Origin of the sequence: Acinetobacter sp. AR_0276 (genome assembly GCF_003000705.1) — a bacterium.
GTDB lineage: Bacteria > Pseudomonadota > Gammaproteobacteria > Pseudomonadales > Moraxellaceae > Acinetobacter > Acinetobacter nosocomialis.
This window is the reverse complement of the sequence record NZ_PSQO01000004.1, coordinates 3,033,188-3,046,062: the sequence shown is the minus strand read 5'-3', so window position 1 is coordinate 3,046,062 and position 12,875 is coordinate 3,033,188. Positions and strand designations below refer to the sequence as shown.

Genomic DNA, 12,875 nt, shown 5'->3' with positions numbered 1-12,875 from the left:
TAAGTTTAACTGATATTAGATTAAATCCCAGAACAGCAAAAAATCATTCAAGGAGTATGAAGATGAGTTATGAAAACCGCTGGGAAACAGTAGATGTTAAAGTTGAAGATGGAATTGCATGGGTCACTTTAAACCGCCCTGAAAAGAAAAATGCCATGAGCCCAACCCTCAATCGTGAAATGATTGATGTGCTTGAAACACTAGAGCTTGATCAAAATGCCAAGGTTTTGGTTCTGACCGGTGCAGGTGACTCTTGGACAGCGGGTATGGATTTGAAGGAATATTTCCGTGAAGTCGACACTCAACCAGAAATTTTCCAAGAGCGTATTCGTCGTGACTCATGTCGCTGGCAGTGGCAACTTCTTCGTATGTATTCAAAACCAACGATTGCTATGGTTAACGGCTGGTGTTTCGGAGGCGGTTTCTCACCTTTAGTGGCGTGTGACCTAGCAATTGCAGCAGATGAAGCAACTTTCGGTTTATCTGAAATTAACTGGGGTATCCCACCGGGCAACCTTGTAAGCAAAGCAATGGCAGATACCGTAGGTCATCGTGCATCTTTGTATTACATCATGACGGGTAAAACTTTTAGCGGTAAAGAAGCCGAAACCATGGGCCTTGTGAACAAAAGTGTACCGCTTGCCCAATTAAAAGCAGAAGTAACTGAACTTGCAAATTGCTTACTCGAGAAAAACCCTGTGGTTCTTCGTACTGCTAAAAATGGCTTTAAGCGTTGCCGTGAACTGACATGGGACCAAAACGAAGATTACTTATATGCCAAGCTTGATCAATGTATCCACCGAGATACCGAGAATGGTCGCCAAGAAGGTTTGAAACAATTCTTAGATGAAAAATCAATTAAACCGGGTTTACAGAGTTATAAACGTACTGGTTAACTTTTGATTCTTTAATGGCAATGTAAGGACGCAACCCATGCAAAATGTACAGTTACTTATTCACGGTCAATCTGTTGATGCATCAAATCAGGCAACTTTTGAGCGTATTAGTCCAATTGATGGAACGGTGGCAACTAAAGCTGCTGCTGCAACACTCGAAGATGTTGATCGTGCAATCGATTCAGCGCAGCAAGCTTTTAAAGTATGGTCGAAACTCTCGCCTACCGAGCGCCGTTTACGCTTATTAAAAGCAGCCGATTTAATGGACCAAAAAACCGAGCAATTCATTCAAACTGGAATGCAAGAAACAGGTTCAACTGCAACATGGTATGGGTTTAACGTTCACCTTGCTGCCAACATGTTACGTGAAGCAGCAGCAATGACCACACAAATTGACGGAAGCCTGATTCCGTCAGATGTGCCGGGCAATCTTGCAATGGGTGTACGGGTTCCTTGCGGTGTCATTGTTGGCATTGCACCTTGGAATGCGCCTGTGATTTTGGCAACACGTGCGCTTGCCATGCCTTTGGCTTGTGGTAACACCGTTGTATTAAAAGCATCGGAAGCCTGCCCTGCAACACATCGTCTCATTGGTGAAGTGTTACATGAAGCAGGACTGGGTGAAGGTGTCGTGAATGTGATTACACATGCCGCCGAAGATGCCCCACAAATCGTGGAGCGCTTAGTGTCTCATCCAGCTGTGAAACGCATTAATTTTACCGGTTCAACCAAAGTCGGCAAAATTATTGCCGAGACTGCTGCTAAATATTTAAAACCTGTTTTGCTTGAACTTGGTGGTAAAGCCCCTGTTGTGGTTTTAAATGAGGCTGATATTAATGAAGCTGTAAATGCAGTCGCTTTTGGAGCATTCTTTAATCAGGGGCAAATTTGTATGTCGACCGAACGTGTTTTGGTTCAAGACAATATTGCCGACCAGTTTATTGAAAAACTGATTGAGAAAACCCGTTCCATTCGGGCAGGTAATCCAACCTCAAAAGACAATGTACTCGGTGTTTTAGAAAGTCGCCGCGCTGCAAACCGTATTCAACATTTGCTTGAAGATGCTCAAAACAAAGGGGCTGACTTACCTTTAGGTATCCATATTGAAGACACCACCATGCAACCGACGTTAGTGCTCAATATTAAACCTGACATGCTGCTTTACCGCGAAGAATCATTTGGCCCTGTATGCACAGTTCAACGTTTTTCAAGTATTGAAGAAGGTGTAGCACTGGCAAATGACAGCGAGTTCGGCCTTTCTTCAGCAGTGTTTAGCCAGAATATTTCACAGGCATTAGAAGTGGCTAAACAGATTGATTCGGGTATTTGTCATATTAACGGCGCAACCGTACATGACGAAGCTCAAATGCCATTTGGCGGAACAAAATCAAGTGGATACGGACGATTTGGTAGTAAAGCATCTATTGCCGAGTTTACCGATTTACGCTGGATTACCATTCAAACCCAATCACGTCATTACCCGATTTAGTCAGGCTAATGCGAATACCGACATATTAAATAAAAATTGTATGATGCAAAAAAATAAAGCGCAGTGATGCGCTTTCCATGGAGTGAAAGAAATGCAAATGAATGCCACTCAATCACAAGACCGCGAACGGTTCGTAAAATTAGGGCAACACGATATTCATTATCACTATAAAGATCAAACGCTCTATATCAGCCCAAAAGAGCAATTAAAACCGTATCCACAAAAACTGACAGATCGATTAATTCATTTTGCACAAACCAAACCCGACCATATTTTTGCAGCAAAACGCAATGCTCAAGGTGAATGGGTCAAACTAAGTTATGCAGAAGTTCTACAACGCGCATGGCACATTGCTCAAGCTTTGCATGACCGTAATTTAAGCCAAGAACGACCACTGGTTATTTTAAGTGGCAATGACCTCGAACATTTAACACTTTCTATGGGTGCCATGTTGGCGGGTGTGCCTTTCTCTGCTATTTCCCCTGCCTACTCTCTGATTTCTCAAGACTTTGGCAAACTCAAACATGTATTTGAAGTGCTAACACCTGGTATGGTTTATGCCAGCGATGGTCAGGCCTTTGCCAAAGCCATTCAAGCGTGTATTACATCCGACATTGAAGTGGTAACCAATAAAGGTATTGTAGGCGATCAGATCTGCACGTCTTTTCAGTCGCTGTTAGATACGCCAGTTTCAAATGTACAAGAGTTTTATCAAACCCTTGATGAAAACCAGATTGCCAAATTTCTGTTTACATCAGGTTCAACCAAATTGCCTAAAGCTGTACCGACCACGCATTTAATGTTGTGTGTTAATCAGCAAATGTTATTACAAACTTTCCCTGAGTTTGAAGAAACGCCGCCTGTCCTACTCGACTGGCTGTCTTGGCACCACACCTTTGGCGGCAGTCACAATGTCGGCATCGCGCTCTATAATGGCGGTACGATTTACATTGATGATGGCAAACCCGTTGCAGGAAAATTTGACGAAACCATTCGTAACCTCAAAGAAATTTCTCCAACAGTTTATTTAAATGTGCCAAAAGGCTGGGAAGAACTCACTGAAGCGTTAGAAAAAGATGAAGAATTAAGAGACCGCTTTTTTGCCAAAGTTAAAATTCTATTCTTTGCAGGTGCAGCGCTTTCAGAAGCGGGCTGGAACAGACTCGATAAAATTGCTCAGCAACATTGCGGTGAAAAAATTCGCATTATGAGCGGCTTAGGCATGACTGAAACTGCACCATCTTGTGCTTTCACAACTGGTCCACGCGTGATGGCTGGCTTTATTGGTTACCCTGCTCCGGGATGCGAAATCAAGCTAGTGCCATGTGGTGACAAACTTGAGTTTTGTGTTCGTGGCAAACATGTCATGAAAGGCTATTGGCGGTTAAAGGCAGACCAGCAGAGCACTATTTTTGATGATGAAGGCTTTTTCCATACAGGCGATGCTGTTCGTTTAGTCGACATCAATGATCCAACCAAAGGACTGATGTACGATGGACGAATTGCCGAAGACTTTAAACTCAATACGGGTACTTTTGTGAATGTGGGCACACTACGCAATAAAGTACTCATTCAAGGTAACTTACTGATTCAAGATGTCTGCATTACAGGTTCAAACCTGAATGCTATTGGTTTTTTGATTTTTCCAAAATTAGAAGCGTGTGCTCAATATGCTGGCCTTAAGCTTGGTGAACATTCTGCAATAGAGATATTGCAACACCCTAAAGTCCAGCAATGGTTCCGCCAATTTTTAACGACCTTTAATAAAGATGCGACTGGCAGCTCAAATACAGTCTCAATGCTTTATTTAATGACCGAGCCACCTCAACTCGATGCAGGCGAAGTAACCGATAAAGGCAACCTCAATCAAAGCAGTATTACCAAGCGTCGTGCTGCTTTAATTGATGAACTTTATCAAAAGCAGACTGATAACCCGCTGATTATTCGGGTGCCCACCTTAAAACAATAAGCAATTGAAATAAAAAAGGAAGCTCAAACTTCGGTTTGGGCCTTAGCCTCACTTTTGCCAAAAAAAGGTTCAACATGCTACACGATACAGAATTTGAACTATTTCGGGACAGCTATCGCAGGTTCTTAAAAGAACAGGTTGCTCCGTATTATGAACAATGGGAACACGAAGGCCTCATCCCACGTGATCTATGGCTTCGTCTTGGGGAAAATGGTTTTTTGTGTGTCGATGTGCCTGAGGAATATGGCGGCTATGGCGCTCCTGTTCATTACTCCCTCATGCTGGTTCAAGAAACTGCTCAAGCTGGCTTTGCGTCTTTGGCAGTTGCCATTGGTGGGCAAAATGAGCTGGTCTCTCCTTATCTACAAAATATTGGATCTGAAGAGCAAAAACGTTATTGGCTACCCAAAATGGTGACAGGTGAAGTCGTCACTGCAATTGCCATGACAGAGGCCAATGCTGGTTCAGACTTACAGGCTATACGCACTCAGGCCATTTTAGAAAATGACCAATATCGTGTGAATGGTTCAAAAACATTTATATCAAATGGCTTGCATGCCGACCTGATTGTTCTTGTAGCAAAAACCGATCCGCAAGCCAAAGCAAAAGGCATTTCGATTTTTTTAGTGGATGCTGCATTAGACGGCGTTAAAAAAGGTCGCTCTTTACAAAAAATCGGACTCCATGCCCAAGATACAGCCGAACTATTTTTTGATGATGTTTGTGTGCCTGCAACTCAGCGTTTGGGTGAAGAAGGACAAGGCTTTGCTTATTTAATGCAAGAGTTACCGCGTGAGCGTTTAAGCATTTCCATGATGGCTTTGGGGTCGATTTTAGGCGCCATCGAACTGACCAAAGACTATGTACTGGAGCGTAAAGCTTTCGGACAACCTTTAAGTCAAATGCAAAACACACGCTTTGTGCTGGCAAACGCGCAAATCAAAGCGAAAGCCGCCCAAGCCTTTGTAGATCAATGTGCGGCGCTGTATCAACAACACCAGTTAAGCGTGACTCAAGTTGCCGCACTGAAATGCTTTATTACCGATGTCCAATGTGAAGTGATTGACCAATTACTTCAGCTTTTCGGTGGCTACGGTTACATGCAGGAATACCCGATTTCACGCTTTTTTGTAGATGCGCGGGTACAAAAAATTTATGGGGGAACCAATGAAATTATGAAGGAAATCGTGGCCCGAGAACTGCTCGGAAAATAATTCGATTTAAAAACCGAATAAGACAGACACAACAACTATGCCTTGTTGAAAACAAAAAATGTTATTTCAGGAAGAAATGCTATGTCGAAATTATGGATGTACTCTACCCTTATGCTCTCAGGCTCGGTCTGGGCTGGCAGTTTTATTGATAATAGTTCAGTAGAACTCACCACACGAAATTTTTATTTTGACCGCGACTACCAAGAACAATCCGCTTACCCTGCTGCCAAGGACTGGACACAAGGGTTTATTCTTAAAGCCAATTCAGGCTATACCGAAGGAACCGTTGGTTTTGGGCTGGATGTACTTGCAACGGCAGGCTTTAAACTGGATGCCAGCGCAAAATACGCAGGTACAGGAAACTTACCTAGAGACACGCGTACCAATGAGCCTGCTGACTCTTATGGAGAAATTGGCGTCACAGCAAAAGCTAAAATGAGCCAGACCGAGCTACGCATCGGTACATTAATGCCAATGAACCCTGTTTTAGTGGCTTCACCTGCTCGTTTGCTTCCTCAAACCTATCGAGGAATTTCACTCACCAGTAAAGATATTAAAGATTTTGATTTACAGGCAGCTTACCTCGATAAAGTGAATCATCGTGATTCGACCAACTATGAAAAAATTAAAATTTCAGGCGTAAATGGACGATTTAAAAGTGCTGAAACTGATGGGCTTTATTACTTAGGTGGAAACTATCAGTTTAATCCTGCACTAAAACTCACCGCTTTTTACATGGATGTTGATAATCTTTATAACCAAACTATGGTCGGTGCATTACACCAATATAAAATTAATGATACGTCCAATCTGAGTTCACAATTACGCTACTACCGCAGCCGAGACGACGGACAAGCAAAAGCAGGCTTAGTCGATAATGACCTTTACCATGCGCATTTCGAACTCAAACATCAAAACCATAAGTTTATTTTTGGAACTTTCCAACATCACGGCGATACCGCTTTCCCGTATTTGACTGGTGGTGAAACTGGACTCCTTATTGATACATGGCCGGGCGAGTTTTTAAACCCAAAAGAAAAGGCCTATAGCTTCCGTTATGAATATGACTTTAAAGATTTTGTACCGGGTTTACGTTTTATGACCCGTTACACCACAGGTCACAATATTTATGCACCTAACTTAGGCGGAACTAATCTAAAAGAGCGAGAAACAGACTTTGATTTAGGCTACACCGTTCAAAGTGGCTGGTTAAAAAATTTAGGTCTACGCGCGCGCTATGCCATTTATGACAACAACATGCTCTCTACAGCCAATATCAAACCTGTAAACGAAACCCGTCTCAACATCGACTACACATGGAAATTTAAATAATTCAAAACAGGAGGTTCTATTACACATAGAACCTCTTTTTATTTTCGGGAAATAAATAATTCAGCATGGACCCTTCATTATGGATCAAAAAACTTTAGAACACTTACCGCCCATTCATCACCATTTGGGTGGACACAATATCCATTGGAATGACCAAAACACTGAACTTAACATCCACTACACAGCGCTAGAAAGCTTTACCAATCCACGCGGCACCGTTGAAGGCGGCATGATCTGCGCCATGCTCGACGATGTGATGGGACTTTTTGCATTTCTCGCCAATGACCGTAAACCAGCTACTACCATTAACTTAACGATGGATTTTTTAAGGCCCTGTGCTGTGGGCGAAGTCATTACAAAATGCCGATTCATTAAACAAGGCAAAACCGTACTGAATCTCGAAAGTGAAGCTTGGCAAAACAACAAAATGATTGCACGAAGCACAGCTAATTTTCTGGTTTTAGATTAATTACGACCATTCATTCAATAAGGATATGAATAAATGAATTACACCAATAATAAACGAATTTTGACTCACTCTGCTTTAGTACTTACCATGCTTGGTTCTTTGGCAGGCTGTGGAAGTGATAATGATGACACATCGGCTCCTTCTACAAACAAACCACCACAGTTATCTCCTGCTGTTGGCGTAAAAATGACAGAAAGCTGTACGGACTTACTCGGATTTCAATACAACAATACCGTTATTAGCTCAGCTACCCTTCAAGAAGCAGGCACATTGACTGTCGCCAACAAACCGATTGGCGCTCATTGTTTGGTTAAAGGTTATATGGATCAACGGGTAAGCCCTGTTGATGGACAAACTTATCAAATTGGTTTTGAAATGCGCTTACCAATAGACTGGAACGGCCGTTTTCTCTATCAAGGCAATGGCGGAACCGATGGTAATTTAGTCCCTGCAACAGGTCAGGTTGGTAGCGGTGGCCCACTCACCAATGCCCTGCATGATGGTTTTGCGGTTATTTCCTCTGATGCCGGACATAATGCCTCACAAAATCCAATGTTCGGTTTAGACCCTCAAGCCAGAATTAACTACGGCTACGGAGCCATTACCAAACTCACGCCTATGGCAAAAAACCTAATTAAAGCCGCATATGGTAAATTGCCAGACCGCTCCTATGCAGGTGGTACATCGAACGGCGGACGTCATGCCATGATTGCAGCAACTCGTTTGGGCGACCAATATGATGGAATTTTAGCAAGTACACCAGGTTTTCACTTACCTCGTGCAGCCGCGACTCAACTCTACACCGCACAACAGCTTCGTCGTGTCGCAACAGATGAAAATGACTTAAATACCGCCCTGACCCTTTCAGAGCGTAAAGTTTTAGCAAAAGCGATTTTAGATCGATGCGATGCTTTAGACGGTGTTGCAGATGGACTGGTTCAAGACGTTGAGGCTTGCCGTACAGCTTTTGATATTCACAAAGATGTACCCGTTTGCTCAAGCACAAGAGATGGCACCTGCCTAAGCACCGAACAAATTGATGTATTAGCCAACATTTACCGTGGTCCTGCAAATTCGGCTGGACAAGCCCTTTATGCAACCCAGCCTTTCGACCCCGGTTTAGTGGGAAGCAACTGGGCAAGCTGGAAATTCGAATCTTCGGTGGGAACAGCACGTGACCCCGTTGCAGTCGGCATTCTTTTTCAGGTTCCACCAGACCCAACTGTGACTCAAAACTCTAGACAATTTGCCTTTAATTTTAACTTCGATACCGACTATCCAAAACTCTCGGCAACCAATGATGTGTATACCGAAAGTTCGATGTCATTCATGATGCCACCTGACGAACTTAATCTAGATAAACTTCGTAATCACGGTGGAAAAATGATTGTGGTACAAGGCACAGCAGATGGCGTTTTCTCTGTGGATGACACCCAAAATTGGTACGATCAACTGCTACAACACTATAAAAATGATGCGAAAGGTACAGCACTCGAATTTGCACGTTTCTTTAGAGTTCCAGGCATGAACCATACCCGTGATGGCATTGCGACCGACCAATTTGATGCATTGACTGCTTTAGTTAATTGGGTGGAATATGGGCAAGCACCTGACAAAATCATTGCGACTGCACGCGGCGCAGGTAATCCGAGTGGTCAAGTGAATACTGAACTTCCACTAGACTGGGCACCAGACCGCACTCGTCCACTTTGCCCTTACCCACTGATTGCTCGTTACAACGGTCAAGGTGATAGCGAAAAAGCTGAAAACTTTAGCTGTAAATAGCACCCTAAAAATTAAAAGAGAGCTGACCTAGGCTCTTTTTTTATTTTACTAAGTATCACTATTGAATCATTATCAAATGATATTTCATCCAATGCCTACATCGCTGCTAAGATAACACCGAAAACTAAAAACTCATTTCGTTATGCAAAATCAGACTGCTCCCAATCTCCCCACTACACAACTTGGAAAAGCACTGCTTTGTCTTATGACATCGGCATTATTATTTTCCATTATGGGAGTGTGCATTCGTTTTGCTTCGCAAACGGTAGACAACGCGACCGTCGTGTTTTTTAGAAATGCAGTCGGCTTATTTATTTTTATTCCGATGCTCTTTAAACAGGGTCTAGATTTTATTAAAACCGATAAACTCTGGATGCACACGTGGCGAAGTCTAGTTGGGTTAGCCGCCATGTATGGTTTTTTCTATGCAATTGCGAACTTAAAACTATCAAACGCTATGGTTTTTAGTTATTCATCTCCTATCTTTATTCCACTGATTGCATGGCTTTTCTTAAAAGAAAAAATTACCAAATCGATGATTTTTGCCGCTGTGATTGGTCTCATTGGGGTTTTATTTGTCGCTAAACCCGACCAAGGTCTATTTAACGCATTATCTTTTATTGGCTTGGGCGCCTGCTTTTTATCAGCAATGGCCTTTGTCACTGTAAGAGCTTTAACCAGTACAGAGCCGCCTGAGCGTATTGTTTTTTACTTCTGTATTTTTGGTAGTTTAATTTCCTCTATTCCAATGTTCTGGCATTGGCGTATTTTCACTTGGCATGAACTAGCCCTGCTCATTGCCGCAGGACTTTTAGCAAACATTAGCCAACTGTTTATGTCTTATGCCTACAGCCTAGCCCCGGCAGGACAAATTGGCCCAATGAACTACATTGCTATTATTTTTGCAGGAATATGGGGATTTGTTTTTTGGCATGAATTACCGGATCTGTTTAGCATTATCGGTATATTTATTATTTTATTTGCCATTTTGCTCTGCAATCCATTTTTGCAGAAAAAGTTACTCTCTCGATTTAAATAACAAACAAACCTTAATCTAATTTAGGTACTGTATTCGATACTCATTTGGTGAAATGCCTGTCCAATGGCGATAGGCTTTTCGAAAGTTAGAAGTATCTGAAAAGCCAATTCTCTCAGCAATTTCATCTATGGTTAAAGTTGTCTCTCGCAAATATTCATCAGCAAGACGGCGCCGTGTTTCATCTAACAATTCTTGGTAAGTCAAATTAAACCCTGCCAAGCGTCGATGTAAAGTACGCTTTGACATATGTAAGCGTTCAGCCATTTCTTGAGCCGACGGAAAAAGCCCCGTTCCATCCAATAATATTAAACGAATCGTTTTCACAAGCTCAGGCTCTTCAAGTTCAGCAGCACCTAGCATCCGCTCACAAAACGACTTACACATATCAGCAGTAATCGGGTTAGCATTTGGGCAAGGTACATCGAGCCACTTTAAATCAAAGTGCCATTGCATGACCACAGCATTAAACTGAACGGGACAATGAAAAACTTTTTCATATTCTTCTGCATAGTCAGGCGCTGGATAGGGCAACAAAAGCTTCTTGGCTTGAAACGGTCCTTCAAGCACCCGTTCAATTAAGGTTTGCATGGAGCTAAACCAAAACTCGCACACCAAAGGCAGAAGTTTACCCAGTGCAATAATGTCCTGCCCTTCAAAAACGGCAACATCATCTCGAATATAAAAAGACTTCTTTAAAATAGGCCCTGCAAGCTTAATATGTCGAATGCCAAGCTCGACTGCTTGTCTAAAATTACGCGAAGAATATAACGCATAGCCATACACTCCAAAATCTGACAGTCGCTGCTTTTGCCCTGCGCGCAGACCAATGAGTGGATCATTTGATAGCTTTTGAATATTTTGAAATAGCTGAATTTTTTGGACTTGAGAAATATATAAAGAAGGTTGATTTATAGCATCTGGCAAAATATTTGTGCCCGATAGAACTTCTACTATTGAATGACCTTGCAAGCCCATTTCATCAAATAAACTGGTTAAACCCAGCAAATATGTATTGGCTCCTAAGGATGTATTATCATAATTTCCTTCAATAACACTATTTGCATTTTTATAAAGATTTTTAGGCATTTAACTCACACCATCCCTAGAGTGACGTGCATAATGGCACTAAACTACCTCTTGTTGTCTCAATTTAACATCGACCATACAACGCTTCAAGCATAAAGTATGATAAGCAAAAGTATGGAAGGAATAATAATGGAACAGTCCACCTTAAAAGAATATAACGGCTCTGCCACTGAACATATGGAACTTATTTTTTCCAAACAACGCGCCAATTTTGAGGCAGATCCCTACCCAAGTCTTGAGTCACGCCGCACAAAACTGCATCAGCTTAAGAAACAAATTATTCGCTATCAAGATGCTTTAGCTACCGCGATTAATGCTGACTTTAGCTCAAGATCACTCGATGAATCTAAACTTTTAGATTTGCTTGGCTCTGTGTTGGAAGCCGATCATGCCATTCATCATTTACGCCGCTGGATGCGTCCAAGTAAACGCCGTACCGAGCTTTTATTTTTATCAAATCGTTTAAGTGTGCAATACCAACCTAAAGGTGTGGTGGGTGTCATTGTTCCTTGGAACTTCCCCGTTTATTTAGCACTTGGCCCACTCATTGCCGCGTTAGCTGCGGGCAACCGAGTTATGATTAAACTGCCGGAAATTACCCCAAATACTAATGCCATGCTACGACGCATGCTTGCCGAAGTTTTCAATGAAGATGAAGTGGCGGTTTTTGGTGAAGAAATTACAGATCCTGCTAGATTTACCACTTTGCCATTTAACCATATTGTATTTACTGGCTCTCCTGCCATTGGCAAAGTCGTCATGCGAGCAGCTGCTGAAAATTTGACTCCAGTTACTCTCGAATTAGGCGGAAAATCACCAGCAATTGTAAGCCGCAATTACCCGCTCGCTGATGCTGCAAAACGTATTACCCATGGTAAAGCAACAAACAGTGGTCAAATCTGTGTAGCGCCTGACTATGCATTGGTTCCAAAAGAAAGTATTGAGGAATTTGTAGATGCTGCGAAATCAAGCTTTATAAAAATGTTTGGTCAAAACATCACAAACAATGAAAATTACACATCGATTGTAAATGACCGCCATTTAAAACGTATTCAAGATATTTTGACCGATGCACAAGCAAAAGGTGCACGTGTTATTCCTTGTGATACTTACAGCTTTGACCAACAAGGTCGCAGAATGCCTGTACAGATTGTGCTGAATTGCACGCCAGACATGCGCATTATGAAAGAAGAACTTTTTGGCCCTATTTTACCTGTGGTTGCATATGATTCTTTAGATGATGCAATTACCTACGTGAAATCGGACGAACGACCTTTAGCACTTTATTGCTTTACACATAGTTCAGTAGAACGCGACCGAATTTTACGTGAAACTCATTCAGGTGGTGTGACCATCAATGACTGGGGTTGGCATGTAGTTAACCATGACGCTCCTTTTGGGGGTATCGGCAACTCAGGTATGGGGTCATATCATGGTGAAGAAGGTTTCCGTGAACTTTCACATGCAAAAACTGTATTTATCCGTCATCGATTTTTCCCGACCCAGCTTTTCCACCCTCCTTATGGAACATTCTTGCAAAAACTGGCAATTCGCTTTTTCTTGAAAAAAGGCGATCCAAATATTAAATAATAGATT

Annotated in this window: 10 protein-coding genes; 9 read left to right on the top strand and 1 reads right to left on the bottom strand. The window is 42.2% G+C overall.

Going from position 1 to position 12,875, the window contains the following annotated elements; all coding sequences use genetic code 11:
• Positions 1 to 56: 56 nt before the first annotated feature.
• The 8 genes from CSB87_RS15330 to CSB87_RS15295 all read left to right on the top strand — a co-directional run bounded on the left by CSB87_RS15330 (position 57) and on the right by CSB87_RS15295 (position 10,193).
• Positions 57 to 896: a p-hydroxycinnamoyl CoA hydratase/lyase gene (locus CSB87_RS15330; protein WP_002040868.1), complete on the top strand. Its 840-nt coding sequence runs from the start codon at positions 57 to 59 to the stop codon at positions 894 to 896.
• A gap of 37 nt (positions 897 to 933) precedes the next feature.
• The gene (locus CSB87_RS15325; RefSeq protein ID WP_004888087.1) at positions 934 to 2,385 is read left to right on the top strand and encodes an aldehyde dehydrogenase; all 1,452 of its coding nucleotides are present in this window, start codon (positions 934 to 936) and stop codon (positions 2,383 to 2,385) included.
• 82 nt (positions 2,386 to 2,467) lie between these two features.
• A complete protein-coding gene (locus CSB87_RS15320; RefSeq protein ID WP_170318184.1) occupies positions 2,468 to 4,354 on the top strand; it encodes a feruloyl-CoA synthase in 1,887 nt (628 codons plus the stop codon).
• A gap of 74 nt (positions 4,355 to 4,428) precedes the next feature.
• Complete coding sequence (locus tag CSB87_RS15315; protein WP_004888089.1) at positions 4,429 to 5,568, top strand: acyl-CoA dehydrogenase family protein; 1,140 nt, start codon at positions 4,429 to 4,431, stop codon at positions 5,566 to 5,568.
• Positions 5,569 to 5,649: 81 nt separating this feature from the next.
• The gene (locus CSB87_RS15310; RefSeq protein ID WP_004888090.1) at positions 5,650 to 6,900 is read left to right on the top strand and encodes an OprD family porin; all 1,251 of its coding nucleotides are present in this window, start codon (positions 5,650 to 5,652) and stop codon (positions 6,898 to 6,900) included.
• A 79-nt stretch (positions 6,901 to 6,979) separates the two neighbouring features.
• Complete coding sequence (locus CSB87_RS15305) at positions 6,980 to 7,369, top strand: PaaI family thioesterase (protein ID WP_004888091.1); 390 nt, start codon at positions 6,980 to 6,982, stop codon at positions 7,367 to 7,369.
• 33 nt (positions 7,370 to 7,402) lie between these two features.
• Entirely contained in the window at positions 7,403 to 9,154 is a 1,752-nt protein-coding gene (locus tag CSB87_RS15300) for a tannase/feruloyl esterase family alpha/beta hydrolase (RefSeq protein ID WP_004888092.1), read from the top strand.
• 142 nt (positions 9,155 to 9,296) lie between these two features.
• Positions 9,297 to 10,193, top strand: coding sequence for a DMT family transporter (locus tag CSB87_RS15295; protein ID WP_031952415.1), 897 nt, complete (start codon positions 9,297 to 9,299; stop codon positions 10,191 to 10,193).
• A gap of 15 nt (positions 10,194 to 10,208) precedes the next feature.
• Here the strand turns inward: CSB87_RS15295 and CSB87_RS15290 are convergent, their stop codons facing one another.
• Complete coding sequence (locus CSB87_RS15290) at positions 10,209 to 11,279, bottom strand: AraC family transcriptional regulator (protein WP_004888095.1); 1,071 nt, start codon at positions 11,277 to 11,279, stop codon at positions 10,209 to 10,211.
• A gap of 129 nt (positions 11,280 to 11,408) precedes the next feature.
• On the opposite strand from CSB87_RS15290, the gene CSB87_RS15285 reads away from it, so the two are divergent.
• The gene (locus CSB87_RS15285; protein ID WP_004888096.1) at positions 11,409 to 12,869 is read left to right on the top strand and encodes a coniferyl aldehyde dehydrogenase; all 1,461 of its coding nucleotides are present in this window, start codon (positions 11,409 to 11,411) and stop codon (positions 12,867 to 12,869) included.
• The last annotated feature ends 6 nt before the right edge of the window (positions 12,870 to 12,875 follow it).

What these genes read in the sequence shown, in the direction of transcription:
- CSB87_RS15330 (WP_002040868.1), top strand. Translation starts at nt 57, where the DNA reads ATGAAGATGAGTTATGAAAACCGCTGGGAAACAGTAGATGTTAAAGTT.
- CSB87_RS15325 (WP_004888087.1), top strand. Translation starts at nt 934, where the DNA reads ATGCAAAATGTACAGTTACTTATTCACGGTCAATCTGTTGATGCATCA.
- CSB87_RS15315 (WP_004888089.1), top strand. Translation starts at nt 4,429, where the DNA reads ATGCTACACGATACAGAATTTGAACTATTTCGGGACAGCTATCGCAGG.
- CSB87_RS15310 (WP_004888090.1), top strand. Translation starts at nt 5,650, where the DNA reads ATGTCGAAATTATGGATGTACTCTACCCTTATGCTCTCAGGCTCGGTC.
- CSB87_RS15305 (WP_004888091.1), top strand. Translation starts at nt 6,980, where the DNA reads ATGGATCAAAAAACTTTAGAACACTTACCGCCCATTCATCACCATTTG.
- CSB87_RS15300 (WP_004888092.1), top strand. Translation starts at nt 7,403, where the DNA reads ATGAATTACACCAATAATAAACGAATTTTGACTCACTCTGCTTTAGTA.
- CSB87_RS15295 (WP_031952415.1), top strand. Translation starts at nt 9,297, where the DNA reads ATGCAAAATCAGACTGCTCCCAATCTCCCCACTACACAACTTGGAAAA.
- CSB87_RS15290 (WP_004888095.1), bottom strand. Translation starts at nt 11,279, where the DNA reads ATGCCTAAAAATCTTTATAAAAATGCAAATAGTGTTATTGAAGGAAAT.
- CSB87_RS15285 (WP_004888096.1), top strand. Translation starts at nt 11,409, where the DNA reads ATGGAACAGTCCACCTTAAAAGAATATAACGGCTCTGCCACTGAACAT.